Raw genomic sequence first — 25,855 nt, forward strand, 5'->3', positions numbered from 1 at the left:
CTAAACGCCCGAAAAGGGCGGTAAAAGGCGCTCTTCTTGCCGCGCTGATTTGTGCATGCCTGTTCGATAATGGTGCTAATAAATTCCTAGAAGCAACGGAATTCACCCGAACAAGCGAGAAATCATGCAAGCACAGCAAAATCAGCGCCAGGCCGCCTCCCTCACCGTCGCGTATTCCGCCGACGACGAGTTCGACCAGGACAGCATCGTCTCGCTGCATGATTTCAAGGACCTGGAAAGCAAGACGGAAGCGCCTGCTGCTGCCATCGCGTCCGAGCTGCAAGCCGAACCGCAGGCCGAGCCGGCAGCTGAAGCCGACAGCAAGGCGCCCGCCGTCGAGCGCCAGAAAATGGAATTGAAAGCCATCCACGAGGCGATTGCCCGCGTGGAAGCGGAAGCGAAAGCTACCTGCGCCGCCGAAAGCCGGGCCCTGGCCGAGGCGCGCGTGCGCTCGCTGGCCGAGGATCGCGCCGCCATCGACGCGGCCGCCGCCGCCGCTGCCCAGCAAAATGCGCAGGCAGCCGAAGAAGCGATTGCCGCCAACCGCGAACGTCTCGATACCATGCGTGCCGCCGCGCAAGCGAGCGTGGCCCGTCTGGAAGCCGTCAAGCAGGAGACGGCCGAACTGCGCGCCCGCGTGGAGTCCGATAACGAAATCCGCCTGGCCGCCGAACAGCGTTCGCGCGCCGAGCAGGAAAGCCGCTTGCGCGCCAGCGAACAGGTGGCCGTGCAGTCGGAACTGGCCGAGCAGGCCGCCCGCGCCGCCGAAGAATTGCAAGTGCAGACGGAGCAGGCGCGCCTGCAGGCCGTCGAGCGCGTCGCCGCCGTGCAGGCGGCCAAGGAAGAAATGGTGGGCATCGCCTCGGCCGACGCACGAGTCGCCGTGCTGGCGCGCGAACGCGAGCGCCATGCGCACGGCGCGCGCCAGACGGCGCAGATGCTGGCCGAAGCGGAAAGCGAAGCGCTGGACTTGACGGTGCAGCGCGAGCGCGCCGACCAGATCGCGCTGGAATCGGCCTTCAACCGCGCCGCCGCCGAAGTGCGCGCCCTGGAAGAAGCGCGCGCGCTGGCGCACCTGGAACAGGAACGCGAAGCCATCGCCTTGGCGCAGGCGGAATCGGAACGCCATGCGGCGCAATCGCTGCGTTTGCGCCTGCAGACGGAAAAGGAATTGCGCGACGCGGCCATCCACCGCGAACGCCTGGAAATGGTCGCCGTGGCCAGCGCGCAGGCGCGCCGCGATGCCGACGTGCGCATCCTTGCCGCCACCGAGGCACGCATCGAGGTGGACCGCCAGCTGCGCGCCGTGGCGCTGGCCCGCGTGGCCGCCGAACAGGATGCGGAAATCGCCGGCCACGCCAAGCTGGAAGCGGAAACGGCGGCCCTCGAAGAAACCAAGGCACGCGAAGCGGCCGAGCAGGCAGCCGCCGTGGCCGCCGCCCGCGAACTGGAAGAGCAGCAGCGCGCCGCCAGTCTGGCGCAGGAACGCGCCGAACTGGCGCGCCAGGCATCGGAACTGGCCGCCAGCCAGAACGAAGCCGAGCAGGCCGAAGTCGATGCCGGCAAGGCGACATTGGCCGCGCAGGAGCAAGCGTCGCAACTGGCGCAGGAAAAAGCCCGTCAGGCGGAGCAGCTGCTGCAAGCGGAGCAGGAGCGCCTGGCCGCGGAACAAGCCGCCATCGCCGCCCTGAAAGAAAAACTGGAAGCGGAAGCGCTGGCATTCAACGCGGCGCAGGAACGCATCGCCACCGAAGGCGCGCAAGCGGAACTGCTACGCGGCCAGCACGCAGCCGAACAGGCTTTGCGGGAAGCGGCGCAAAAGGAAGCGGACGCCATCCGCATCCTGATGGACCAGGCCTTGGTCGAAGGTGAAAAAAAGGCCGCCGCAGCGCAAGCCGTGCAGGCGCAGGCGCGCCTGGCCGTGGAACTGGGACAGGTACATAGCGAGCGCGCCCGCGTGGAAGAAGACAAGGCGCAAGCGGCCGATGCGCTGCTGGCGTCCGAGCGCGATTTCGTCGCGGCCGAACGCGAGTCGCTGGCCCTGATCGCGCAAAAACTGGTGCAGCAGCGCCAGACCAGCAGCGCCGAAGAGCGCGCCTCGCAAGCCATCGCCGGCCGCCTGGAAGCGGAAAAGCAGGCCACGGCAGCCGCCGAAACGCGCGCCGCCATGGAACAGCAGGCGCTCGATGCCATGCGCCAGCGCGAGCAGCTGGAACTGGCCGCGCAACAAGCGGCCAGTGAGAAACTCGACGCGCAGCAAGCTTTGCTGGCCAGCGCCCAGGCCCATGCGGCCTTGCAGCGCAAGGCGGCCGAGACGACGCGTGCGATGGCCGCCGCCAAGCAGCAATTGCTGGAACGGGAGCTGGAGCGCGCGCAGCAGCAGGAGCGCGAACTGGCCGCCCTGCGCGCCAGCCTGGAGCAACCGCAAAGCGCGTTTTCCAGCTCCCTGACCGCCGCCCGCGCGAAAGCCGAACAGGTGAGCTCGGCCAGTCTGACGCGGGAAGTGATCGAGCGGCTGACGCAGCCGAATGACGCGGGAGCCGTGTGGCGTTCGCGCTAGGCTCGAACGTTTAAAACTTCCTGCCCACGCCCACCAGCAGCACATCCGCATCGCGGTGGTAATCCGTTACCACCCGGTTCCACGCCACTTGCGCCAGCCAGTGGCGGTTGACGTGGTAGCGGGCCACGGCTGACAGCAAGCCAGTCAGGCGCGCGTCGTGGCCCTGGGTGTCGCGGCCGTCCCAGGCCACGTATGGCCCGGCACCCATGCCGAATTCCACCTTTTCATTGAGCGAGCGGATCAGCCACAGCTGGGCGGCCGCGCCGCGCCGGTGCGCCAGCGCCGTGCTGCCTTCGTCGATGACGGTGGCGCTCCAGTCCACGTATTTTCCCGCCGCGCGCCGGTATTCCAAGGTGAACGGGCGCGAGGATTCGGAGCGGAAGCTGTTGACGATGGTGTGGCCTGTCGATAGGGTCAAGGTGTCGTCATACGCCCAGTTCTGCAAGTGCAGCTTGGCGCCCGGCACGCCGTCATAGCGGTAGCCGGCGCCGATCAGCAGGTGCGTGGTGGCGTCCTTGCCGCTGGGACGGATGCGGTTGACCTGGGCCAAGGCATACCAGCGGTTGTCGAATTGCCAGCGCGCCTGCAGGCTGGCGATGGAACCCCAGCCGTGGTCATTGTCGAAATTGTGCGGCGCTTCGTCCGTCTTGGCCGTGTCGAAGAAAAAATAGCGGCCGATGCCGGCACCCAGCATCAGTCCCTGGTCCACGTTTTTCGTGCGCAGCCACACCTGGCCCGCCATGCCGTCGCGGTGATGGTCTTCCGGATGCCCCTCGTTGATATACGACAGGCTCACCGCATTGTAATTGCCCACCGGCTGCGTGTAGCTGATGGCACCGACAAAGGTGCGTTCATTGGTCGAGTGCACTTTCAGGGCGCCGGCCATGCCGGAGATATCCTGTGCCCGGGCAGACAGGGGGAGGATGGCGGCCAGCAGGGCCAGGACGGTGTATGGCAGGCGCATGACGTTTCCAGTGACAGAGGTGAATACACGCTAACGGTCGTCTGGCGGAGCATCATGCGATTGCGCAAGCATCTTGCACATTGGCTACATTTATGGACTGTACTGGCCAGAACTCATCACAAGTGTATAAGAAAGTGAGAATGTGTGAGGCGCGCCAGCGATGAGGCGTGAGGGAGGCGCCGGCCTGGAAGGGCCGGCCGGCGCGATGCTGCGAAATTACGGTATTACTGGCTCAATACGACTTTATCGGCAAAATATTCCGTCTCGCCGAAGCATTGCGTGGGCACGCCCTTGTGCTGGCTGTAGGTGACGAGGATGCGCTTGCCGGCGGCGGCCGTCAATTGCTTCGCCACGTCTTCATCGCGCACGCTGAACTGGAATTTTTCCGGGATGGTGCCCGGCAGCGCCGTCAGCAGCAATTCCCCCTCCCATGTCTTGCAGATCCAGCCCCGCTTGGAGAACTTCTGCAGGTAGCCCGCCCGTTCGCCTTCCGAGTACGAGAAGCTGAGGGCCATCCACGTGTAGGCTGCCAGCAGCAGGAAGCCGGCCACGAGGAAGATGGCAAAGGCGAAGGTGACTTTTTTGGTCGTAGGGGTCATGGTTGGGTTGTCTAGGTAAAAGGATCAGTCCTTGCGGCCGGCTTTCCAGTTCAGGCCGAAATTGTAGCGTTCGTCCATGGCCTGGTGCGCCGTGATTTTACCTTGGCCGCCGAAGTATTCCACCAATTTTGTCACCTGCAGGTTGCCGCCGTGGTTTTCCAGCATGGCGATGGCGCACATGGCGTGCTGGCTGTCGCTGTCGAGGCGCACTTCCACTGTGGGCTGGCCGGGAATCTCGATCGTCACGACGCCATCCGTGGCGGCCCAGTTCGGCACGCCTTCGTAGATGAAGGCGTAGACGAGCACGCGCTTGATCTGGTCGAAATGGGTGCCGTTGATGAAGATGTTTTCACCGCTGCTGATGCTGCCCGTGCGGTCGTCGCCTTCCAGGTGGATGTAGGGCGGACGGTCGTAGGCGCCCCAGCTGTTGCCCAGCGCCTGCACGGCGCTTTTGCTGCCATTGCTCATTTCAAACAGGCAGCCGATATCGAGGTCGATGCCGCCCGAACGGCCAGCCGGCTTGTTGAACAGCTTGCCGAGGAAGCCCGTGTCCAGTTTCGATGCGGGCGCCTGGCCTTGCGACGCATTCTGGTTCCAGTTCAGGTTCACCTTGATGCGGCCATAGCCGTCGCTGTCGCGCTTGTCGAGCGAGATCTTGTCGCCGCGCTTTTCCAGGCGGATTTTCGACAGCGAGATCTTATTTGCCGGCGGCGGGGCCGCTGGCGTGGGGACTGGAGCCGGCTCAGGGGAAGACGAAGCGGCCTCGCTGCCGCCAAAGTGCTTCAGCAGCGCCGCCAGGCCACCCGCGAAACCCTGGCCCACGGCGCCGAAGCGCCAGCTGCCGTCGCGGCGATACAGTTCGCCGATGATCACGGCTTTCTCGTCTTGGAAGTCATTGCCCGTGAAGGCAAACGTGGCCGCCTGGCCCAGCGCCATGCTGGAGTTGCCCAGCGCGCGCATGCTGCCCTGTTCCGTCGCCGCCGTGAATACCAGCTTGTCGATCGAGGCGGGCAGGCGGGAAAGGTCGACCTGGAAGGTGGAGCGGGGACCGTTCAGCTCCACCGTGACGGCGTTGTCCGGCGCGCTTTTCTGGTTGTAGAACACCATGTAGCGGTCGTCCGACAGCTTGCCGGCCGCATCGACGCCGAAGCAGCTGACGTCCACTTCCATCGAACCCGAAACGATATCGAGCGTGACGGCAAACGGGCCATTCAAGCCCAGGTCCGCCAGTTTGCCTTTTTGTCCGCGTGTGAAATTGGTCATGGTCGTGCAATCCCTTCGTCGCTTGAGAGTTGAGTCAATGAGGTAGTCGGATGGTGCGCGGCGGCGCCATCGGCCGCATGGCGGATGCCGAACAGGCGCGCCTGCTCGATGATGCGCAGCGCCCAGCTGGAATGGGTCGCCACTTCGCACATCGATTCCTGCATGCGGAACACGGCCGGGCTGTCCGGGTCGATGATGCGCAGCGCCAGTTCGATGTCCGACTGCGCCACCTGGTAGTGGCGTTCGATCTGCGGCACCTGGTCCGGGTGGATGGCCGTCTTGGCGATCATGCCGTGCGCCATGTCCTGCGCCACTTCCGCGTCCAGCCAGCTGCCCTGCGACAGGTGCTCGAAGACGGGCGCCGTCAGCTGGAAGCCGTGCGGCTTGAAGATCGTCACCAGGCGGCCGATGACCTGGCCCAGCGGCGTCTGGTAGATGGTGCCGCTGGTGGGGCGGCGCAGTCCCAGCAGGGCCAGCAGATCGTTGCCGCCGATGCGCAGGGCCAGGATGCGGCGCCGCACTTCGGGCGCGGACAGGATGATGCGGAACTGCTTCATTTCCTCGTCGTCGAACACTTCCGCCGTTTCCAGGGTCGGCATCAGCAGATGGTGCGTGTGGCGCACCAGCTCGAAATACGCGTTGAAATTGCTGCGCGTGGATTTCGGCAGCACGAAGCCGCTCAATTTGTCGGCACCGGGCATGGCCAGCACGCGTGCCAGCACGTCGAGATTGCGCACGCGCACGAAGCGCAAGGTGTCCGATTCGTCGCACATGTTCTGCAGCGCCAGCGACAGATTGAACAGCGCGTAACTGAGGTCGCGTTCCGCGATGGCGTCTTCGGTGCAAAGGATCACCGAGCGCAAATGGCTGAATTTGTCGCCATTGGCGATCGCCAGCAAGTCCTTGTGCGTGGTCGGCACATACATGGAGGCGCCGAGCGCCGCTTTATGCTCGCTTTGTGGGTGTAGGGAGTTGTTATCCATCGACTGCGCTCCTGATAAGGGCGACCGCCTGGTAAGGCAGCGCCGGTTCTACTGTGACGGGTATGGCTTTTTCCTGCGCCAGAAGCAGCAAATGTGCCACGTCCGGCGCATTCGTGTCGCGCACGATCAGGCGCTCGGGCACGCGGCGCAGCAGCACGCGCGTCGCTTCGCCGATGCCGGGCTTGATCAGGTTGATGTCGCTGATGCCGTATGCTTGCTGCGCGGCGGCCATGTAGGCTTGCGAGCGGGCCGCCATGGCTGGCGCATCGCTCGCTTCGGCCAGCGGGATGCCGCTGCTGGCGGCAATTGCCACGGCGTCGGTCACCAGGCCGTCGGCGAAAGCGCGCGACTGGTCGTGCTGCTCGAACTGCGCGTAGTACACGCAGCCGTGGAAGTCGTCCGGGCCGATGGCTTCGTTGAGCACGGAGCGGCTGACGAGCCCCGAGACGGTGGCGTTCAGAATGCTCGACGGGATCAGATAGTCGCTGGCCGAGGCGGCGCAGGCGGCCGTGCCGGCCAGGTCGGACAGCACGAACAGGCCGCCATCGATCGCCGTGCCATGCGCGGCATTGAAGTCATTGACCGTCTGGCGCAGTTCGCGCGAAATCACGCCCTTGCCCGTCCAGCCGTCAACGAAGACGAGGGAGTCGGCCGCATGGCCCTGCGCCAGGATGTGCTGCAGGGCGTTCGCATCGATGCCGCGGTCGCGGATGATGGAGACGGAATAATGGCTGCATTCGCGCTGGAATACCTGGCGCAGCAAGTGACCCAGGATGACGCCCACGGGCGTGCCGGCGCGCGCCAGCGACACCAGGGTGATGGAACCCGTGCGGCGCGCCGCGATCAGCGCGGCCAGGCGCAGGCAGTCGCGCGCCATCTGCAGGCGGTTGGCCGCAAACGCGCTCTGGAACAGGGCCAGGTAGGCGGGCGAAGGCAGGGATTCCGGCGACAGCATTTCGCTGTAGTGGCGCTGGCCCGACTGGATCAAGCGCTCTTTTTCGGCCAGGTCGCGTATCGGTTCGAGCGCCATCGGCGTGAGCAGAAATTCCACGTCTTCCTGGCGGTAGCTGCCGCTGAAATGCTGCGTGCCTTCGGTCATAGCGCCGCCACCGTGAGTGCCGCCAGCTGGGTGCCGTTGGGGATGATGGCGTAGTCGCAGGCGGCCATGAAGCGCGCGTCCGAACGGCTGTCGCCCATGCCGAAGCTGACGATGGGGCCGTGTTCGGCTTCCAGTTCCGCGCGCAGGTAGGCGACGGCGCGCGCCTTGTTCAAGGTCTTCGGCAACACGGCCAGGTTGTTGCCGTTTCGGTGGATGAAGTAATCGGAACCTTCGCTCGCGATCCACTGCTGCAGCACCTGCTCTTCGATGTCGGCCAGGCGTTCGCCGCGCGCTTCATGGTCCTTGACGACGATGTAGAACGGCGTGTTGTAGTCTTCGATCAGGCGCGCGCGCGAAGGCATGCCCGCCTTGGCCTGGAAATCGTCGATGATGCGCATGGCGTCCCGCAGGCCGGGCAGGGCCGTCTGCATGTCGTCCTGCATCAGGGCCAGCCAGCCCGCATCGAGCGCGCCGCCCGGCTGCAGCACGATGCCGCCGTAATCGAGCACGCTGTAGCTGGTAAACGGCAGGTCGACGCGGCGGAAGGCGTCGCCATTCCTGGCCGTGGCGGGAATCAGGGTCATGCCGCTTTGCGCGAATTCAAAGAAGGCGCGCTGGCGCGCCGTCGTAAATGAACAGGCGTCGCCATTTTTCAAATAGGCGGCCGCTTGCAGGTCGGTCTCGCCCGGGCATTTTTTCGGGGTCTGGAACAGTGTGTCGTCCAGATCAACAAACAGGAATTTCTTCAATTTTGGTCTCTGACTGAAAGTGGAACAGGCGGCCGTTCAACTGGCCGGCGAGTTGCATGAGGGCCGGGCTGGCCGGGGTTTCATGGCAGATGAAAACGTGCTGGTACTGGCCAGGCGCCACGTTGTACAGGTAGTTGGCGATGCCTTCGCCGTAATTGTCGTCGCAGTTGACGATGTGGCCGACGGAACCCCACGACAGGATCGGCGAGCGCGTGGTCGACTGCACCACGACGTTCTTGCCCAGCGCTTCGAGTTCGCGCGCCAGCAAAAACGACGGGTGCATGAATTCGCCCGTGCCCAGCACGAGCACGGAGTCGCCGGCGCCGATTTCCTGCGCCAGCTGCACGGCCAGGCCTTGCGGCGGCGCCAGGGCGCGGCCCACGCCGATGCGGCCGAACGCGGGGCTGGCGCCCCGTTCCGCATTCGCCTCGAAGCGCTGCGCGCTGGCCGCCACCGGCGCCGGCGCATCGCCGGCCTGGAATGCATACTGGCCGGAGAGCGCCGCGCCGATGCTGGTGGGCAGGCCGAAACGCTCGCTCAAGCCCGCGTTGGCGGCCTGGCCCATGAAATTGGTAATGACGCCCAGGTGCAGTTTTTCCAGCTGCGGGTAACGCGCGCGGCACACTTGCACCAGGTTGGCGAAGGTGTTGCCGGTCGACGCTTCATCGTCGATCAGTACCAGGCTGCGCGCCGTGGAAAACAGGGCGCTGGCCGCGTCCGATAAATGCAGGAACTGGCGCGGCGCGTGGCTGTGCGATTCCTCGAATTCGAAGAAGGGCACCGTGCCCACGCGGTAGCGCGAGCTGTGCAAGAACAGGGCCTTGCCATTCGGATTGGCGCGCAGCCATGCCTCGAACACGCCCTGGCCCAGGCCGACGGCCGTTTCCGCCATGGCGATGAAGACGACGGGACCGGGCAGGCTGGGAGGAATCTGCGCGGCCAGGTCGTCGTGGATGGTTTGCATGGCGCGCGGCGTGACGGGCCAGTGCTTGCCCAGCACCTTGGACAGGAACAGGAAGCCCCGCTTGGCGTTGGCGCGCGCGGCAAAGCCGATCAGCCAGTCCAGCGGAAAGCGCGCCTCGTCCACTGTCAAGGTCAGCTCGCCCGTGGGCATCTGCTGCTTGACGATGTTCATGGCAGCTCCACGGCGTAGGCGGCTTCGCCCACGCGCATGCCTTCCTGGACGGCGGGCACGGTGAGCTTGTCAAAGCCCTGGTCGAAACCGGCCAGCGCGAGGTAGGGCAGGTTGGGGCCGGCCGCGCAAGCCATGCCGATGCCGCCCGACATGCGTGGGTTGATCTCCAGCAGCGCCAGGCCATTCGCGCCTTCGCGGAACTGGATGTTGAAGACGCCATTCAGGCGGTAGTCGTGCGCCAGTTTCTCGCAAGCCGCCAGCAGGTCGTCGCGCAGTTCGATCAGCTGGCCGCTGCCGCCACCATGCAGCTTCTTGCGCGGGACGGCGCAAATGAGCTTGCCCTGGTCGGCGACGCAGTCGGCGCTGTATTCGTGGCCATCGAGGTATTCCATCAGCAGCAGTGTCTTGAACGATGCCATCTGCGCCAGGCCTGTGCGCAACTCCTGCGCATTGATCTGGTAGGCCGCGCCGGCCAGCAGCAGCTGGGCGCTGGTGCGCTCTTCATCGAGAATGGCAAAGCCCAGCGCATACACGGATTCGGACGGCTTGATGCACAGCTTGCGATGCAGCGGGCGCAGTTCGGCGTAGGCGGCGTCGTATTCGGCGATGGTCGTCACGGCGCGGTAGTCGGCCGGGCGCGCCATCGGCAGATCGAGGCCGTCGCAGAAGCGCGCCTTGTCATGCATCAGGGTCAGGGTGTCTTCACTGGCCACGCTGAGCACGCGCGTGCCGATGGCGGCGAAGCGCGCGCTGGCGCTGCCGATCAGGCCCGCTTCCTTGCCGGGCCAGAAAATCGTGATGCCCCGCTCGCGGCAAAATTCCAGGCACCACTCGACATAATTGAGGCCCGTGAGGCCCGACGGTTCGACCGCGTATTCGTGGGCCGACAGGAAGGCGGCCGCGTGCGCGTTCGTATTGCTGCACACGATGTGATAGCGGGGCGCGCCGCCAGTGGCGGCCACGTCGGCCTCGCGGATCAGACGCATGGCCGTGCCGACCGAGGAAAATGTTTTGTTGAACCAGACTCTTTGCATGTACGGGGACCGGGTGGAAATAGGGGAAGCCGCGCGCAGGTGCGCGCGCGGGGATTCTAAACGACCAGACTTAACCTGGCCTTAGAGGGAGGAAATCAGCCGGCTTTGCCCGACGCCGTCCACTTCAGGAACGCGTCGCGGTTGCGCGAGCAGATGAAGACCTTGCCCGAGCCGGAAAAGCGCAGCACGATGCCTTCGCCGCTGGTCACGCTGTTGACGATATTGCCGAGGAAGCCGCCGATACCGCCGCCGCTCGCGCCGCCGCCCGTGGTCACGGAAATCTCATATTTCAGGCTGCTGTCCCAGCAGACCACGTGGGAATTGTCGATCACGACATCCTTGCCCGGCTCGACGTCGAGCTGGAACATGGAGCCGAAGCCCGACACCACGACTTGTCCCGTGCCGGCCGTCTCCATGACGAAGAAGCCGCCCGACTGGGCGAACAAGGCGTTGCCGATGCTTTGCGTGCGCACCTTCATTTCCGTGCCCGAAGTGGCGGCGACAAAGGCGCCGTCGTTGAGCAGGTACTGGCGCGCGCCCACGTCGACCACTTCGATGGCGCCAGGCAGGGTGGGCGAGAGCAGGCAGTCGCCGCTGCCGCGCACCGCTTCGATGTGCTGCTGGAAGAACGATTCTCCATTCGCGAAGCGGCGCATGATGGCGCTGCCCAAGCCGCCCGTCATTTTGCCTTTCAAGTCCAGCGCCGTCTCCATCATCACCATCGCATCGGATTCGCAATAGATGGTTTCGCCCTGCTTCATGCTGACGTGCAGGAATGGATCGACGTCGCCCGTGACACTAAATACTGGCATGATAAATCTCCAAAAAAAAGCCGCCTGATGATATTCAGGCGGCTGCGTTTAGCTCATGAAAAAATCAAGCGTTGACGCCGAACGAACGGGCGAGGGGGCCCAGGCCGCCATTGAAGCCCTGGCCGATCGCCTTGAACTTCCATTCGCCGTTGTAGCGGTAGATTTCGCCAAAGATCATCGCCGTTTCCGTCGAGCTGTCTTCGGACAGGTCGTAGCGGGCGATTTCTTTTTCGCCTTCCGCGTTCAGGCAACGGATGAAGGCTTTCGAGACCATGCCGAAGTTCTGGCGGCGCGCGTCGGCATCGTGAATGGTGACGGTGACGCTGATGCGGTCGATGTCGGCCGGCACGCGCGACAGGTCGATTTCGATGCGCTCATCGTCGCCTTCGCCTTCGCCCGTGGTGTTGTCGCCCGTGTGGACGACGGAGCCGTCGGTCGACTTCAGGTTGTTGTAGAAGATGAAGTCAGAGTCGCCACGGACTTTGCCGTCGCTTTTCAGGAGGAAAGCACTACCGTCAAGGTCGAAGGTGGCGCCGTCCGTCGAACGAGGATCCCAGCCGAGGCCGACGATGATCTTCTTCAGGTTCGGTGCTTCCTTGCTCAGGTTGACGTTGCCGCCTTTTTGCAAACTGATTGCCATATGGTGCTCCTTTTCAATAATTGACTCAAACATGCCTTCATGGGATGAGCGCCAGGCGCTCGTGCCATTACTCTTTCAACTGGGGGTGAAACCCCCGATTTCAAGCTTCCGCAGCGTGCCGTTTGCGATAACGCAGCGATGACCACAGCGAGACGAGGATGAAGGCCACGCCCGACAGGCCCGTGAACCACTCCGGAATATGGTACTTGACGGACGCCAGCATGATCAAGGCGAGGATGCCGATCGCATAATGGGCGCCGTGCTCGAGGTAGACGAATTCGTCCAAGGTACCCTTGTGCACGAGGAAGACCGTCATCGAGCGCACGAACATGGCGCCGATGGCCAGGCCCAGCATGATGATGACGACGTCGTTGGTGATGGCAAAGGCGCCGATCACGCCGTCAAAGCTGAACGAGGCGTCCAGCACTTCCAGGTACAGAAAGCCGCCGATGCTGCCGCGTGCCACCGTTTTTACCAGTTCGCCATTGCCGTTTTTGGCCGGCGCCGCGCCTTCCTCATCATCGTCCTGCAAGTCCGGTTCGCCTTCTTCCAGCAAGCCGCTGATCCAGTTCACGCCGATGTAGACGGCGATGCCGACGATGCCCGAAGCGAGCACGCTGTATTTTTCGTCCACGGGACCCATCGCCACGCAGGCCGCCACGGCGCCCATGGTGATCAGCACGGCCAGGCTTTCGGTGCCCAGCGCGTTGACTTTTTCCTCGGCCCAGCCCAGCCAGTGCAATTCCTTCTCGTCGTCGAACAGGAAGTTCAGGAAGACCAGCAGCAGGAAAGCGCCGCCGAAGGCCGCCACTTGCGCATGGTTGTCTGTCAGGTGCTTGGCATACACGTCCGGCGTCGTGGTGGCCATGGTCCACACGTCGACCAGGCCCAGGCCCGTGGCCACCGATACGATGACGAGCGGGAACAGCAGCCGCATGCCGAAGACGGCCACGAGGATACCGACCGTCAAGAAGAGTTTTTGCCAGAACTCATTCCAGTGGCGCAAGACCGAGGCATTCACCACAGCATTGTCGAATGACAGCGACACTTCCATGATGCCCAGCACGCCCGTGATCCACAGTGCCTGGATCATGCCGGCCATGCCGCCATGGCTGTAACCCCACCAGCCCGACACCGCCATCAGGATAAAAGTGACTAAAAAGGAAATTCTGAAATGCCGCATGAGGACCCCGTTGCAAGTATGAAGACGTTTGATTATCCGCGCCGCTGTGCGCGCCGCACTCAGTGTTGATATACGTCAATTGTTGTATATGCCATGATTTTATATGATCGCCGCCGCCGGCGGCGTTTTTATGGCCTGGCGAAGGACAGTTCTGCTGGCGCGGATGATCTGCGATAATTGCGGCGCGCCTGTCTGGCTGCCGCAGCCCCTGACACACTCTCTACATATATATAAGAAGGAATACCCCGTGGATATCGCTTACCTCGTCACGCCCCTGATCACCTGGATCCTGGTTGGACCGATCAAATTTCTGATCAACAGTGTCCGCACGCGGCAATGGGCGTTCGGCCTGGTCGGCAATGGCGGCTTTCCCAGCAACCATAGCGCCGTCGTGTCCAGCATGGCCACGCTGATCGCCTTGCGCGAAGGCATCGGTCATCCCGCCTTCGGCGTGGCCGTGACCTTGGCCTTCATCGTCATCATTGACGCCAACAGCCTGCGCCAGCACGTGGGCAAGCAGGCAGCCGCCATCAACCGCCTGGCCGGCGAAGCGGCCAGTCCTGCGCACAAGACCTTGCGCGAGCGCATGGGCCATACCCTGGTGGAAATCGCCGGCGGCCTGTGCACGGGCGTGGCCATCGGTTTCCTGATCAACACCGTGTTTGCCCGCTAAGTTCGCTTTTCCTGAAACGCAAAACCCCGCTTCAAGGCGGGGTTTTGCGTTTCAGGGCGTAAAAACTACGTTTCATCCATTGAATAAAGCATTACAGGAAACGGCCGATTGACATGCCCAGACGCACTCATGGATACTTTGGCGCTTGTGGTTTTAATAAAAATATATGCCTGCTATCACCTGCAGCCCTATCCGGGCCGCCGGGACGGCCGTGGCGCTATCTATCCGGAGAATTACCCATGTTGCGCAAAACCCTGTTTGTTCTGGCAATCGCTTCTGCCTTGGCCGCTTGTGGCAAAGAGTCCAAAGATCCCGGCAAAGGCGGCAAGGATGGCAAGGAACAGGCGGGCGCCGCCGTCAATCTCCTGGTGTCCCCGGAAGACATGCTGACCATCCAGAGCAATGCGCTGGCATCGGGACCCGTCATCACCGGTTCCGTGCAGCCCGAGCGCAACGCGGACTTGCGCGCCGAAGTGTCGGCCGTGGTGATCCAGGTGCTGAAGGAAAACGGCGAAATCGTCAAACGGGGCGACGTGCTCGTGCGCCTGGATGAAACGGCCATTCGCGACAGCCTCAATTCGGCGGAAGAAGCGAGCCGCGCCTCGAGCCAGGTGCTGGAACAGTCCGAACGCATGTTCCAGCGCATGAAAACCCTGCGCGCCTCGGGCATGACGTCCACGCAGGCGCTGGAAGACGCGGAAATCCGCCGTAACAATGCGCAAAGCGATTTGTCCGCTGCGAAGAGCCGCGCTGCCCAAGCCCGCCAGCAACTGCAGCGCACCCTCGTGCGTGCGCCGTTCGACGGCATCGTGAGCGAGCGCAAGGTATCGAATGGCGATACGGCGCAAATCGGCAAGGAATTGATCAAGGTCATCGATCCGACCAGCATGCGCCTCGAAGGCCTGGTGTCGGCCGACAAGATCGGCGTCGTCAAGGTGGGCCAGCCCGTGCTGTTCCGCATCAATGGTTATCCGGGCCAGGATTTCGCGGGCAAGGTGCGCCGTGTCGACCCTGCCGCCAACGCCGTCACGCGCCAGGTGGCCGTGCTCGTCGATTTCAACGACAAGGAACAGCCGCGCGTGGCGGGCCTGTACGCGGAAGGGCGCATCGAGACGGAAACCGTCAGTGCGCTGATGATCCCCGATTCGGCTCTGGTGAAGGCGGGCGACGTCACGTATACGTGGAAGGTCAAGGACAAGGCCTTGCATAAGGTCAACTTGCGTATCGGCGCGCGCGACGTGCGCACGGGCCAGTGGGAAGTGCAAAGCGGCCTGGCCAGCGGCGACACCGTGCTGCGCACGCCAGGTTCGACCTTCAAGGATGGGCAGAAAGTGGAATTGACGGCCGGAAAAGTTGTACCCGCCGCCGCCGTGGCCAGCAGCAGCGCCGCCGTTGTCGGTAAAGGAAACTAAGCCATGTTCCTTTCCGATTTCAGTATCAAGCGGCCCACGGCCACCATCGTGCTGATCCTGGCGATGATGTGCGTCGGCTTGCTGGCGCTCAAGAAACTGCGCGTCAATCAGAACCCGGACGTCGAAGTACCCTTCATCGTCGTCAGCATTCCTTACCCTGGCGCCTCGCCCGACACGGTCGAGCGCGAAGTGGTGAACCGCCTGGAAAAGTCGCTACAAAGCATTTCCGGCGTGACCGAAGTCAACAGCGATTCGAATGAAGGTTCGGCCAGCATCTTCCTGAAGTTTTCCTTCAACACCAATTTGATCGAAGCGTCCGACAATATCCGCAATGCGATTGCCGCCGTGCGCTACAAGTTGCCGACGGAAATGCGCGAGCCTATCTTGCAGCGCATCGACCCCGCCGCCGAGCCGATCATGCAACTGGCGCTCTCGTCGAATTCGCAAAGCCATGCGGAAATTTCGCGCCTGGCCGAAGACGTGCTGTCGGACCGCTTCCGTACCGTCGATGGCGTGGCGCTGGTCAACGTGGGCGGTTCGCTCAAGCGCGAATTGTCCGTGCTGCTGCGGGCGGAAAAATTGCGTGAATACAATGTGTCCGTCAGCGACGTCGTGACTGCCTTGCGCAACCAGAACACGAACGCCCCCGTGGGCAAGGTGCGCGGTATTCTGGACGAGAAAAGCATCCGCCTCGTGGGTCGCATCGAGTCGCCAAGCGACTTCGAGAAAGTCGTGATCAAGCGCCGTGGCGAGGAAATCGTGCGCCTGGCGCAAGTGGCCACCATCGAAGATGGTTTTGCCGAAGTCAACAGCCTGAGCATGCGCAGCGGCAAGCCCAACGTGGGCATTTCCATCACCCGCGTGCGCGACGCGTCCACCGTCAGCGTGGCCAACAAGATCCGCGACATGGTGGCGGAAATCAACAAGACCTTGCCGAAGGGGACCTTGCTGCAAGTGACGCGCGACGGCGGCGAAAACGCCCAGCATAGCCTGAACAACGTGATCGAATCGCTGGTGCTGGGTGCCGTGCTGACGATTTTCGTCGTCTACGCCTTTTTGAACTCGTGGCGTTCGACCCTGATCACGGCGCTGAGCCTGCCAACATCCGTGATTGCCGCCTTCATCGCCGTGTGGCTGTGCGGCTTTACCCTGAACTTCATGACCTTGCTGGGCCTGTCGCTGGCCATCGGCGTGCTGATCGATGACGCCATCGTCGTGCGGGAAAACATCGTGCGCCACATGCAAATGGGCAAGGACCGCCGCACGGCCGCGCTGGAAGGCACGGCCGAGATCGGCATGGCCGTGGCCGCCACGACGTTCTCCATCATCGCCGTCTTCATCCCCGTGGCTTTCATGCCCGGTATCTCCGGCGAATGGTTCCGCCCGTTTGCCTTGACGGTGACGTGCTCGGTGCTCGTCAGCCTGGGCATCTCGTTTACGCTCGACCCGATGCTGTCGGCCTACTGGGGCGACCCGGTCGAGGAACACTCGGCGCCGAAAAAAGGCATCGGCCGCGTGCTCGATAAATTCAACCATTGGTTCGACCATCAGGCCGACCGCTATGGCCGCGTGATCGCCTGGGCCCTGCATCACCGCCGCTGGATGGCCGTCATCGCCTTCGGCAGTCTGGTGGGCGCCATTGTCCTGCACGCGACGCATGGCGGCACGAGTTTCTTGCCAGCATCCGATTCGGGCAACTTGATGATCAATGTGCGCACGCCATCGTCGAGCAGCATCGAGTATTCGCGTCTGAAACTGGAAGCGGCGGCCGTATTGGCGCGCACCTTGCCTGAAACCAAGGATACCAACAGCTCCATCACCGCAGGCGGCGGACGAGTGTATGTCGACATCGGCAAGCGCAACACCCGCAAGCGTTCGGCCAAGGAAATCGCGGTCGAGCTGCGGGAGAAAATGTCGCGTCTGGTGGGTGCCGAATACGTGGTGCAGGATGACTTGAGCAACGGTTCGCAAAAGCCGATCCAGGTGGAATTCACGGGCCCGGATTCGCGCAAACTGATGGAAATTACCAACGCTTACATGGACAAGCTGCGCGCCATTCCTGGCGCCGTCGACGTGGGCTTGTCCGAGCAGGATCCGAAGAACGAGCTGCAGATCGAGCTCAACCGTGGCTTGGCCAACTCGATGGGCATTTCCGTCAATGACGCGGCACAATCGTTGCGCGTGGCGTTTGCTGGCGTGGAAGTGGGCGACTGGGTCGATCCGACGGGCGAGACGCGCGACGTGGCCGTGCGCCTGCATCCCGACGACCGCGTGGCATCGGAAAACATCGAGCGCCTGCCGATCAGCGTGACGGGCACGTCGCAAATGGTGCCGCTCGACCAGATCGCCACCATTACCATGGGCAAGGGTCCGTCCGGCATCGAGCACAAGAATGGCAAGCGCACGATCACCGTGTCGGCCAATGCGCAAGGCCGCTCGAATGGCGAAGTGACGAGCGACGCCATGAAGCTGGCCAACTCCATCGACTTCCCGCCCGGCTACGGCCTGGCGCTCGGTGGCGCGGGCCAGGACCAGCAAGAGCTGTTCACGGAAATGCTGATCGCGCTGGTGATGGGTATCGGCCTGATGTATTTGATCCTGGTGATGCAGTTTGGTTCTTTCACGGCGCCGGTGGCCGTGATGATGTCCTTGCCGCTCAGTTTGATCGGCGTGGTGGTGGCGCTGGTGATCACCAACAACACCCTCAACCTGATGAGCTTTATCGGCATCATCATGCTGATGGGCCTGGTCGCCAAGAACGCCATCCTGTTGCTCGATGCGGCGCGCAAGCGCGAGGAAGAGGGCCATGGCCGCGAAGACGCGCTGATGTATGCGGGCCGCATGCGTCTGCGCCCGATCCTGATGACGACGTTTGCGCTGATCGCCGGCATGTTCCCCGTGGCGCTGGGCCTGGGCGAGGGCGGCGAGTTCTACCGTCCATTGGCGATCGCCATCATCGGCGGCACCATCACCTCGACGATTCTGACCCTGCTGGTCGTGCCGACCTTCTATGACAGCATCGAGATCGCCCGCGATGGCGCCGTGGCCAAGTTCCACCGCCGCGCCGCGCGCATGCCTGTGGCCGTGGCCATGATCCTGACCTTGCTCGAGTGCGTGCTGACCCTGCTGATGGTGCGCTTCGTCTACCGCATGCTGAAGAAGACCGTGCTGTTCCTGATGGGACGCCGCACACCGAAAGCGGCGCCGGTCAGCCTGCAAAAGTAATACCGGGCCAAGGCGCAGCTTTCGCTGCGCCGTGGTATTGCAAGAGCCTTCTGCGGAAGGCTCTTTTTTTGCCTGCGCTTAACTGCTGCGCGGCGGCGTGGTGGTACCCGTACCTGTACCCGTACCTGTACCCGTACCTGTGCCCGTACCTCCGGTGCCGGTTCCCGTGCCCGGCGTGGTGCCGTTGGGTTGCGTGGTTGGCGGCGTGGTCGTGCCATCGGGATTGGTCGTGCCTGGTGTCGTCCCCGGCGTCATGCCGGGTGTCGTGGTATCCGGCGTGGTGGTGCCCGATGTGCCGCTGGTCCCGCTTGTTCCGCTGGTGCCGGGTGCGGTTGCCGGGTTCGTCGTGTTCGGCGATGTGGTGGCACCGGTGCCAGTGTCGGTGTCGTTACGTTTGTTGCATCCGCCCAGCAGCGCACAGACGATGGCGCTACCGAGAACGAGCTTGCTGGTGGTCAGGAGTGGAGCCGTCATGATTGTTCCTTTTCAGTGGAATGCTGTCGTGGAAAAGCATGCCTTGCCAGATCGCGCATCTGGAACAAGGCTGGCATCGTTTGCAAAATTTAGAGTAGGCAGGTGGGCGCAGGTTCACCACAATTACAAATGAGCGGCGTTGTGGGCGCGCGGAGAGCGTTCGGTTTGACGTAGCGCAAACTTGCAGTAGCAAAATTTGAAACGGCCAGGACTGTGTGCCCTGGCCGTGGACCATGCTTATTTCGACGGAGAAATCTTGCTCACTTCCACTTCCCAATCCACGCCCGACTCGACGTGGTGTTTTGCGGCAAAGTCACCCTGGCTGATGGCCACGGCCACGTCGAGCAGGCTGTTCAGGTAGACGAGGGGCTTGCCCTTGGCCACGCCGCCAAACGTGTGCTCGAACGGCGCCGTCACCTTGGCCACTTGCTTGCCCTTGTGCAGGATGCGCACTTGCAGCGGATCGTGCAGTTTGACCTGCAATTCGTCGAGCAGCGATTTCGGGATATTCGTCCACACGTTGCCATACTTGACGTCGAGCACGGGCACGATGCCGCGGATGGTATTGCCGTCGCGTACCGGTTTTTGATACGCGATCTTGACCACGGATTCGCTCGGTAATTGCGGGCCCACCTGTTCATAGCGGATGGCACCCGAGGCCAGGCGCGCACCGACATAAGCGTACACGTCGCGGCCATGGAAGGTGTAGGACTCGGCGGAGCCCGCCAGGCGGTTGACCTTTTCATCGATTTCGCGCAGTTCGGCCACGCCGTCGCGCTCTGCAATCAGGGTGAACAGGCCGTTGTCCGGCCCCACGAAATAGCGGCCGCCCTTGGTTTTCAGCACCACCGACTTGCGCGCCGTACCCACGCCCGGGTCGATGACGGACACGAACACCGTGCCTTGCGGCCAGTAATTGGCCGTCTGGTACAAACGGTAGGCGCCCAGCCAGATGTCGTAATCGGGAATCTGGTGCGTCAGGTCCGAGATGGTCAGCTGGGGATCGACGCCATAGGCCACGCCATGCATGGCGGACACGGCGCCATCGGCCGTGCCGAAGTCCGTCATCAGCACCAGCGGCGTGGCGGCCTGGGCGGCGGACAGCATGAGGGCGCTCAGGCAGGCGCCAGCGACGAGGTGGGATATTTTCTTGATGATCATGGGTTCTTTCCGTGGCGTTAGAAGGTGTAGTTCAGCTTGGCGTAAAAGTACGCGCCGTTGACGCCGATGGGGTTGATGAAATTGTAGGGCAGGGCGCCGCCATACGTGGCGTTATTCGTTTCCCGCACGCGCTGCGGATAGCGGTCGAGGATGTTGTTGCCACCCACGCTCAAGGTCAGCTGCTTGCTCAGTTTCAGCTGGCCTTCCAGGTCCAGCGACCAGACGGCGCCGAAGCGCTGTGCGGGGATGCCGTCGATCAGGGGCGCATCGTTGTCGTACGAAAAATCTTTCAGCTCGCCAAAGCGCGTGGCGCGCGCCTGCACGCCCCAGCCGGCTGCCTGCCAGTCGGCGCCGAGGATCAATTTGCTGTTGGGGGACGCATGTTTGATGCGGAACAAACTCGTCTCCGTCAGCAGGGTCAGACTCGGATCGATATTGGCCAGCGCAGCGGAACTCTGGCGCACCTTGTCGAGGCTGGTCTTGTTCAGGTTCAGCGCCGCGTTCAGGTTCAGTTTGCCTGACGTGAACACCAGGTCGTGGTTCAGCACCACGTCCAGGCCGCGGGTAGCGGTGTCGAGCAGATTGGCCAGGTAGGCGACGGACTGGATGTCGCTGCGGCCATTCGCGCCCAGGTAGGCCGTGACGGCGTCGCTTTGCAAGTCGCTCGAGCGTGTGATGCGGTCGCGGATGCGGATCACGTAGGCGTCCACCGTCACGCTGGTGGCGGCGGCCGGTTTCCAGGCCAGGCCCAGCGAGACGTTGGTCGATTTTTCAGGTTTCAGCTGTTGCGCGCCGAAGCTGCGCGCCAGCGGGTCGCTGGCCGGCAGCAGGGCCGCCGTTTGCAGGGCCGTGCCATCGGCGTTGAAGTTCAGCGTGGCAAAGCGGAAGCCCGTCTGTACGAGGGCCGGTGCGCGGAAGCTGTTCGACAGCGAGCCGCGCACGAGGAAATTGTCCGTCACTTTGTAGCGCGTGGACAGCTTGCCCGTGCTGGCGCTGCCGAAGTCGCTGTAGTGCGAGTAGCGGGCGGCGGCGCCCACCAGCAGGCGCGGCGTGAGGTCGCTTTCCACGTCCGCATACACGGAGCGGATCTGGCGGCTGCCATCGTAGGCGTCCGATGGGCGCAAGCCCGGTCCCGCTTGCGCGCCCGGCGGCGCGTCCGTGAAGCTGCCGGCCGCATACGAGGCAGGGTCGCCGGCCGAGCTGGTGTAGGTCTCGCGCATCCATTCCGCGCCCACGGCCACGCTCAAGGGGGCGGGCAAGCCGATGCCGATGGTCCGCGTGGCATCGACGTTCAAGGCATTCTGGCGGAAATCGAAGCCGGCCAGGCTGAAGCGCGTGGGGCTGGCCGCGCCCAGCGAGGCGTTGACGGAGTGGCTCACGCCGTAGTCAAAGCGGTCGCTGCCGTGGCGCGCGCTGGCGTCCCAGTTCCATTCGCCCGCGCTGCCGCGTACGCCGGCCACGATGCTGAGGTCGCGCTTGTCGCCGTTGGTGACGGGGCGGTAGCCGTTCGGATACAGGGCCAATACGTTCGACGGGTCGCCCGGATAGCGGAAGTAGGCGCTGCCGTCGGACTTGCGCTCGTTGAGGGTGGCAAACGAGTACAGGTCCAGGCCGTTGGCCAGGGTGAGCTGGGTGTTGTAGAACAAATAGTTGTTGCGCTGGCGCGAGTCGCCGGACTTGAACACGACCTTGCCGTCGAGCGCCTGGTCGGCCGGCGTAAAGTTGTAGGACGTCCAGCCCGCGTCGCTGGGGCCGGCCCGTTCCGTGGGCGAGCGGCGCCGCGTTTCCGCGCCGAAGCGGAAGAATCCCGCCTCGCCCAGCGGCACGCCATAGTCGGCGTTGACGATGACGGTCTGGCCATCCGTCAGGGTTTGGTCGGTCGGCTCGAAATGCGTGTGGTTGGCGCCGTAGCTGACGGAAGCGGAGCCGCCCGTGCGCGCCTTTTTCAGCACGATGTTGATCACGCCCGCCACGGCATCGCTGCCGTACTGGGCGCCGGCGCCGTCGCGCAGGATTTCGATATGGTCGATGGCGTTGGGCGGAATCGCATTGATGTCCACCGGCACGGTGCCGGCAAAGCTGCTTTCCGTGTCGAGCACGGCGCTCGTGTGGCGGCGCTTGCCGTTGATCAGCACCAGCACCTGGTCGGGCGCCAGTCCCCGCAACTGGATGCCGCGCACGGAGTCCGACGCGCCGCTTGACTCGATGCGGGGGAAGTTGATCGACGGCGACAGGTTTTGCAGGGCCGCGCCCACGTCGCCCGTCGACAGCGCATTGCTCACTTCGCGCGCGCCGAATCGGTCGATGGGCACGCTGCTGTCGAACACGGTGCGGTTGCGCGCGCGCGAACCGACGACGGTGACCTGGTCGATGCTGGCGCTGGCCGTTTCAGCGGCGTTGCCTGTGCTGGTGCTGGTTTGCGCGTCCTGTGCCCAGGCGGGCGCGGTGCCCAGCATGGCGCAGGCCAGCACGATGGCGCGCAGCGGCGTGGCGGGAAGGGATGGGGAGGCGGTTGAATGGCGCGGATACAAGGCGGTGTCCTTTGGGCTCGATTAGTGTTCGTATGGAAACAGTTGCAATGAGCTTAAGGGAGGCGCCCGCCGGCGCTAACGATTCTTTCTGGATATGCTTATGCTGTTGTTTTTATGCCGCCAGATTGCGCAGCAGCGCTGGAATCTCGGCCGGGATTTCGCGCGCCAGGTAGCCGAGGATGCCGAAGCGCAGGGCCAGCTGTTCGCCCGCCAGCGCATGCAGGGCGATGCCCCAGGCGCACGCCTGCTCCAGCGGCGCGCCTCGCGCGGCCAGGCCCGTGATGATGCCGGCCAGGGTGTCGCCGGAGCCGGAAATGGCCAGGCCGATATTGCCGCCCGCATGCGTCCAGGTCGTGCCATCGGGCATGGCGATGACGGTCAGCGCGCCTTTCAGGGCGACGATGGCGTTCCAGCGCCGCGCCGCGTCTGTGGCGCAGGCATGCGGGTCGGCCAGCACGGCGTCTTTGGACAGGCCCAGCAGTTGGGCCAGCTCGCCCGCGTGCGGCGTCAGCAGGACGGGCTGGTCGAAGCGAAAGTGCGCGGGCTTGCGCACGACCTGCATGGCGCAGGCGTCAAGAATCAGACGGCTATTCGCAAACAGGGGCAGCAGGTGACGCATCAGCTCGCAGCTGGCGGCCGTGTCGCACATGCCTGGCCCGACGAGCACGGCATCGACCTTGCCGGCCAGCGGTGCCAGCTGGTGTTGCGCCTCGTGCCGGAAGCCGCCTTGCGCCGTTTCGTCCAGGCCGATGACCCGCGCCTCGGGCATGGCGATGGCTACCTGCGCCGCCACCGACGCACCCGTCGCCAGGGTCAGCTTGCCTGCGCCCGCGCGCAGGGCGGCCGTGGCGGCCAGCACGATGGCACCCGGCATCTCGGCCGAGCCGGCGACGATCAGCAGATGGCCGCGCACTTCCTTGTCGCCGTCGGGCTTCGGCATGGGCAGGGGCCAGGAGCGCAGCAGGGTAGCGGTGATGTCGGTAGTGTCCATGCATGGTCTCCGAAAAAAAACTAGGACTTGGGCGCGGCCGGCATGTCGGGCTGGGCCGTGACAGGTGTACCCGATTCTTCCAGTGGCGCGACGAAGTTGCACAGGTCCAGCTGCAGCTTGCCGTGCTTGCCCAGGGCGGGATTGAAAGCATAGGAAGTGACGCCGCAGTTGGGCACGTCAGCCGCCTTGTCGATGGCCAGGATGGCTTGCTCGTCGCAGCGCTCGAGCAGGTAGCGGAAGCAATTGACGATGACCTGATGGCCGACGATCAGCACCCGTTCGCCCCGGTATTCGCGGGTGATGGTGTCGAGCACGCTGCGCAGGCGCAGGATGACGTCGCACCAGCTTTCGCCGCCCGGCGGACGGAAGTAAAACTTGCCGACGTGCTGGCGCTGCTCGTGCAGTTCCGGGTACTTGCTGGCGATGCCGTGCACGGTCAGGCGGTCGAGGATGCCGAATTCCTTTTCGCGCAGGCGCTCGTCGGCCACCACGGAGTTCAAGCTGTCCGCATCGATGCGCGCCAGCACGGCTTGCGCCGTCTGCTGCGCCCGCACGTACGGCGAATACAGCACGACGGTCGGTTGTTGTTCAGGGGGAAGGGTGGCGAACCAGTCGCCCAGGGCTTGCGCCTGGCGCGTGCCAAGCTCGGAGAGGGGGACGTCGACATCGCGCTCGGCGATGGCGATCAACAACTGTTTTTCCGCTTCGGCGGCATCGCGCGCCACGTTGCCGGCACTTTGGCCGTGACGCACGATCCAGATTTGCTGCGGCCATTTCTGTTCCATCGCCTTGCGCCTTCCTCCGTATTTATTGTTGATAAATATAGAGGAAAGCGGCAAGGCGCGGCGCGCCGCTGGAGAGCTGCTTAGGCGGCGTGTTCCGCTTCATCGAGGTCCGGCGCATCGTCGCTGTTGTAGACGGCCAGGTCGGTCTGTCCCATGACCCGGCTGGTGACTGTGCCGGCCGTGATCGAGCCGCTCACGTTCAGGGCCGTGCGGCCCATGTCGATCAGCGGTTCGACGGAGATCAGCAAGCCGGCCAGCGCGACGGGCAAGTCCATGGCCGACAGCACGATCAGCGCGGCAAACGTGGCGCCGCCGCCCACGCCGGCCACGCCGACGGAACCGATGGTGATGATGGCCAGCAAGGGCAGCAGGAAGCTGATCGTGAAGGGATCGACGCCGACGGTCGGGGCGATCATCACAGCCAGCATGGCGGGATAGATGCCGGCGCAGCCGTTCTGGCCGATGGTCGAGCCGAACGAGGCGGCGAAGTTGGCGATGCCTTCCGGCGTGCCCAGGCGCTGGGTTTGCGTCTGCACGCTCATCGGGATGGAACCGGCGCTGGTGCGCGACGTGAACGCGAAGGCCAGCACGGGGAAGACTTTTTTCACGAAGCGCAGCGGGTTCAGGCCCACGCCGGCGATGATGGCCAGGTGCACGAGGAACATCAATATCAGCGCGCTGTACGAGGCAACGACGAAGTTGATCAGTTTCAAGATGTCCGTGTAGCTCGACGAGGCCACCACTTCAAACATCAGCGCGAACACGCCGTACGGCGTCAGGCGCAGCACCAAGGTGACCATGCGCATGACGATGGCGTGCGCCACTTTCATGAAGTTCTCGAACGAGGCAAAGATTTCCGGCTTTTTCGCCGCGATGCCTGTGGCCGAGATGCCGATGAAGATCGAGAACACGACCACGGCGATGGTCGACGTCTTGCGCGCGCCCGTCATGTCGAGGAAGGGGTTGGTCGGCACGAAGCTGACCAGCAGTTTCGGCAGGGACAGGGCTTTCGCCGTTTCCAGCGAGCCTTGCAGCTGCATGCCCCGCGCCACTTCGGCGGCGCTCGACGTCAGGCCGACAGCCGTCAGGCCGAACAGCTTGGCCATCAGGATGCCCAGCGCGGCGGCGATGGTCGTGGTGATGAGCAGGGTGCCGATGGTCAGCGCGCTGATCTTGCCCAGCGAGCTCGCGTCCTTGAGTTTCAGGATGGCGGAAATGATGGACACCATGATCAGCGGCATGATGATCATCTGCAGCAGTTTGACGTAGCCGCTGCCGACGATGTCCATGTATTCATTGGTGCCGGCGATGATGGGCGAGCCGGCGCCGTACAGCCACTGCACGGCCGCGCCGAGCAGCACGCCCAGGCCCAGGCCCGTGAAGACGCGCACGGTAAACGTCGCGTGTTTGCGTTGCTGGTGGAACATGAAAGCGAAGACGAGCAACGCAACGAGCAGGTTCAGGATGATGTTAATTGCCATGAAGGGGCCTTATCTTGGTTTTATTCGAGACTGCACGGAGCACATAAAACAGTACTACAACTGACAGCTGCCCCAGCCCGGGGCGGAAGGGCAAGCACTGT

At 63.8% G+C, this 25,855-nt stretch carries 21 protein-coding genes; 4 read left to right on the plus strand and 17 right to left on the minus strand.

Going from position 1 to position 25,855, the window contains the following annotated elements:
- Nucleotides 1-124: 124 nt before the first annotated feature.
- Complete coding sequence (locus KO538_RS27060) at nucleotides 125-2,560, plus strand: hypothetical protein (protein WP_219330207.1); 2,436 nt, start codon at nucleotides 125-127, stop codon at nucleotides 2,558-2,560.
- A 10-nt stretch (nucleotides 2,561-2,570) separates the two neighbouring features.
- On the opposite strand, the gene KO538_RS27065 is transcribed toward KO538_RS27060, so the two are convergent.
- From KO538_RS27065 to KO538_RS27115, 11 genes are all read right to left on the minus strand, one after another.
- Nucleotides 2,571-3,524 (minus strand): hypothetical protein, encoded by a 954-nt coding sequence (locus KO538_RS27065; protein WP_219330208.1) that lies wholly within the window; start codon nucleotides 3,522-3,524, stop codon nucleotides 2,571-2,573.
- A 224-nt stretch (nucleotides 3,525-3,748) separates the two neighbouring features.
- A complete protein-coding gene (locus KO538_RS27070) occupies nucleotides 3,749-4,123 on the minus strand; it encodes a hypothetical protein (RefSeq protein WP_034759290.1) in 375 nt (124 codons plus the stop codon).
- Nucleotides 4,124-4,147: 24 nt separating this feature from the next.
- Nucleotides 4,148-5,386, minus strand: coding sequence for a TerD family protein (locus tag KO538_RS27075; protein ID WP_219330209.1), 1,239 nt, complete (start codon nucleotides 5,384-5,386; stop codon nucleotides 4,148-4,150).
- Nucleotides 5,383-6,369 (minus strand): HpcH/HpaI aldolase/citrate lyase family protein, encoded by a 987-nt coding sequence (locus tag KO538_RS27080; protein WP_034759282.1) that lies wholly within the window; start codon nucleotides 6,367-6,369, stop codon nucleotides 5,383-5,385. The genes KO538_RS27075 and KO538_RS27080 overlap by 4 nt, the downstream gene beginning before the upstream one ends.
- Nucleotides 6,362-7,468, minus strand: coding sequence for a cysteine protease StiP family protein (locus KO538_RS27085; protein ID WP_219330210.1), 1,107 nt, complete (start codon nucleotides 7,466-7,468; stop codon nucleotides 6,362-6,364). Before KO538_RS27085 ends, KO538_RS27080 begins: the two co-directional genes overlap by 8 nt.
- Nucleotides 7,465-8,217 carry an HAD family hydrolase gene (locus KO538_RS27090; RefSeq protein WP_070300863.1) on the minus strand — a complete coding sequence of 251 codons (753 nt, stop codon included), beginning with the start codon at nucleotides 8,215-8,217 and terminating at the stop codon, nucleotides 7,465-7,467. The genes KO538_RS27085 and KO538_RS27090 overlap by 4 nt, the downstream gene beginning before the upstream one ends.
- Entirely contained in the window at nucleotides 8,195-9,352 is a 1,158-nt protein-coding gene (locus tag KO538_RS27095) for a phosphoribosyltransferase domain-containing protein (protein WP_072456304.1), read from the minus strand. Before KO538_RS27095 ends, KO538_RS27090 begins: the two co-directional genes overlap by 23 nt.
- The gene (locus KO538_RS27100) at nucleotides 9,349-10,386 is read right to left on the minus strand and encodes an ATP-grasp domain-containing protein (RefSeq protein ID WP_219330211.1); all 1,038 of its coding nucleotides are present in this window, start codon (nucleotides 10,384-10,386) and stop codon (nucleotides 9,349-9,351) included. Before KO538_RS27100 ends, KO538_RS27095 begins: the two co-directional genes overlap by 4 nt.
- A 95-nt stretch (nucleotides 10,387-10,481) precedes the next feature.
- On the minus strand, nucleotides 10,482-11,198 hold the full coding sequence (locus tag KO538_RS27105) for a TIGR00266 family protein (protein WP_034759265.1): 717 nt from the start codon (nucleotides 11,196-11,198) through the stop codon (nucleotides 10,482-10,484).
- Between the two features lie 64 nt (nucleotides 11,199-11,262).
- Complete coding sequence (locus tag KO538_RS27110) at nucleotides 11,263-11,838, minus strand: TerD family protein (protein WP_034759261.1); 576 nt, start codon at nucleotides 11,836-11,838, stop codon at nucleotides 11,263-11,265.
- Nucleotides 11,839-11,938: 100 nt separating this feature from the next.
- Entirely contained in the window at nucleotides 11,939-13,021 is a 1,083-nt protein-coding gene (locus KO538_RS27115; RefSeq protein ID WP_219330212.1) for a DUF475 domain-containing protein, read from the minus strand.
- A 247-nt stretch (nucleotides 13,022-13,268) separates the two neighbouring features.
- Here KO538_RS27115 and KO538_RS27120 point away from each other — a divergent pair, with 247 nt between their 5' ends.
- The 3 genes from KO538_RS27120 (at nucleotide 13,269) to KO538_RS27130 (ending at nucleotide 18,331) form a co-directional block, all read left to right on the plus strand.
- Complete coding sequence (locus tag KO538_RS27120) at nucleotides 13,269-13,694, plus strand: divergent PAP2 family protein (RefSeq protein WP_219330213.1); 426 nt, start codon at nucleotides 13,269-13,271, stop codon at nucleotides 13,692-13,694.
- Between the two features lie 239 nt (nucleotides 13,695-13,933).
- Nucleotides 13,934-15,106, plus strand: coding sequence for an efflux RND transporter periplasmic adaptor subunit (locus KO538_RS27125; RefSeq protein WP_219330214.1), 1,173 nt, complete (start codon nucleotides 13,934-13,936; stop codon nucleotides 15,104-15,106).
- Nucleotides 15,107-15,109: 3 nt separating this feature from the next.
- On the plus strand, nucleotides 15,110-18,331 hold the full coding sequence (locus tag KO538_RS27130) for an efflux RND transporter permease subunit (protein WP_219330215.1): 3,222 nt from the start codon (nucleotides 15,110-15,112) through the stop codon (nucleotides 18,329-18,331).
- Nucleotides 18,332-18,409: 78 nt separating this feature from the next.
- Here the strand turns inward: KO538_RS27130 and KO538_RS27135 are convergent, their stop codons facing one another.
- The 6 genes from KO538_RS27135 to KO538_RS27160 form a co-directional block, all read right to left on the minus strand.
- The gene (locus KO538_RS27135) at nucleotides 18,410-18,805 is read right to left on the minus strand and encodes a hypothetical protein (protein ID WP_219330216.1); all 396 of its coding nucleotides are present in this window, start codon (nucleotides 18,803-18,805) and stop codon (nucleotides 18,410-18,412) included.
- A 237-nt stretch (nucleotides 18,806-19,042) separates the two neighbouring features.
- Nucleotides 19,043-19,966: an S-adenosyl-l-methionine hydroxide adenosyltransferase family protein gene (locus KO538_RS27140; protein ID WP_219330217.1), complete on the minus strand. Its 924-nt coding sequence runs from the start codon at nucleotides 19,964-19,966 to the stop codon at nucleotides 19,043-19,045.
- A gap of 17 nt (nucleotides 19,967-19,983) precedes the next feature.
- The gene (locus KO538_RS27145; protein WP_257620613.1) at nucleotides 19,984-22,497 is read right to left on the minus strand and encodes a TonB-dependent siderophore receptor; all 2,514 of its coding nucleotides are present in this window, start codon (nucleotides 22,495-22,497) and stop codon (nucleotides 19,984-19,986) included.
- A 112-nt stretch (nucleotides 22,498-22,609) separates the two neighbouring features.
- Nucleotides 22,610-23,488, minus strand: coding sequence for an NAD(P)H-hydrate dehydratase (locus KO538_RS27150; RefSeq protein WP_219330218.1), 879 nt, complete (start codon nucleotides 23,486-23,488; stop codon nucleotides 22,610-22,612).
- A gap of 20 nt (nucleotides 23,489-23,508) precedes the next feature.
- Nucleotides 23,509-24,273 (minus strand): histidine phosphatase family protein, encoded by a 765-nt coding sequence (locus tag KO538_RS27155; RefSeq protein ID WP_070300876.1) that lies wholly within the window; start codon nucleotides 24,271-24,273, stop codon nucleotides 23,509-23,511.
- 80 nt (nucleotides 24,274-24,353) lie between these two features.
- On the minus strand, nucleotides 24,354-25,754 hold the full coding sequence (locus tag KO538_RS27160) for an L-cystine transporter (RefSeq protein ID WP_219330219.1): 1,401 nt from the start codon (nucleotides 25,752-25,754) through the stop codon (nucleotides 24,354-24,356).
- Nucleotides 25,755-25,855: the final 101 nt, after the last annotated feature.

The organism is Janthinobacterium sp. NKUCC08_JDC, assembly GCF_019345575.1.
In the GTDB taxonomy this organism is placed as follows: Bacteria; Pseudomonadota; Gammaproteobacteria; order Burkholderiales; family Burkholderiaceae_D; genus Janthinobacterium; species Janthinobacterium aestuarii.

Excerpts from the sequence above, each read along its gene's own strand:
- KO538_RS27065 (WP_219330208.1), bottom strand. The coding sequence starts at position 3,524 with ATGCGCCTGCCATACACCGTCCTGGCCCTGCTGGCCGCCATCCTCCCC.
- KO538_RS27130 (WP_219330215.1), top strand. The coding sequence starts at position 15,110 with ATGTTCCTTTCCGATTTCAGTATCAAGCGGCCCACGGCCACCATCGTG.
- KO538_RS27085 (WP_219330210.1), bottom strand. The coding sequence starts at position 7,468 with ATGACCGAAGGCACGCAGCATTTCAGCGGCAGCTACCGCCAGGAAGAC.
- KO538_RS27135 (WP_219330216.1), bottom strand. The coding sequence starts at position 18,805 with ATGACGGCTCCACTCCTGACCACCAGCAAGCTCGTTCTCGGTAGCGCC.
- KO538_RS27060 (WP_219330207.1), top strand. The coding sequence starts at position 125 with ATGCAAGCACAGCAAAATCAGCGCCAGGCCGCCTCCCTCACCGTCGCG.
- KO538_RS27110 (WP_034759261.1), bottom strand. The coding sequence starts at position 11,838 with ATGGCAATCAGTTTGCAAAAAGGCGGCAACGTCAACCTGAGCAAGGAA.
- KO538_RS27160 (WP_219330219.1), bottom strand. The coding sequence starts at position 25,754 with ATGGCAATTAACATCATCCTGAACCTGCTCGTTGCGTTGCTCGTCTTC.
- KO538_RS27155 (WP_070300876.1), bottom strand. The coding sequence starts at position 24,273 with ATGGAACAGAAATGGCCGCAGCAAATCTGGATCGTGCGTCACGGCCAA.
- KO538_RS27095 (WP_072456304.1), bottom strand. The coding sequence starts at position 9,352 with ATGAACATCGTCAAGCAGCAGATGCCCACGGGCGAGCTGACCTTGACA.
- KO538_RS27070 (WP_034759290.1), bottom strand. The coding sequence starts at position 4,123 with ATGACCCCTACGACCAAAAAAGTCACCTTCGCCTTTGCCATCTTCCTC.
- KO538_RS27140 (WP_219330217.1), bottom strand. The coding sequence starts at position 19,966 with ATGATCATCAAGAAAATATCCCACCTCGTCGCTGGCGCCTGCCTGAGC.
- KO538_RS27150 (WP_219330218.1), bottom strand. The coding sequence starts at position 23,488 with ATGGACACTACCGACATCACCGCTACCCTGCTGCGCTCCTGGCCCCTG.
- KO538_RS27075 (WP_219330209.1), bottom strand. The coding sequence starts at position 5,386 with ATGACCAATTTCACACGCGGACAAAAAGGCAAACTGGCGGACCTGGGC.
- KO538_RS27105 (WP_034759265.1), bottom strand. The coding sequence starts at position 11,198 with ATGCCAGTATTTAGTGTCACGGGCGACGTCGATCCATTCCTGCACGTC.
- KO538_RS27125 (WP_219330214.1), top strand. The coding sequence starts at position 13,934 with ATGTTGCGCAAAACCCTGTTTGTTCTGGCAATCGCTTCTGCCTTGGCC.
- KO538_RS27100 (WP_219330211.1), bottom strand. The coding sequence starts at position 10,386 with ATGCAAAGAGTCTGGTTCAACAAAACATTTTCCTCGGTCGGCACGGCC.
- KO538_RS27115 (WP_219330212.1), bottom strand. The coding sequence starts at position 13,021 with ATGCGGCATTTCAGAATTTCCTTTTTAGTCACTTTTATCCTGATGGCG.
- KO538_RS27080 (WP_034759282.1), bottom strand. The coding sequence starts at position 6,369 with ATGGATAACAACTCCCTACACCCACAAAGCGAGCATAAAGCGGCGCTC.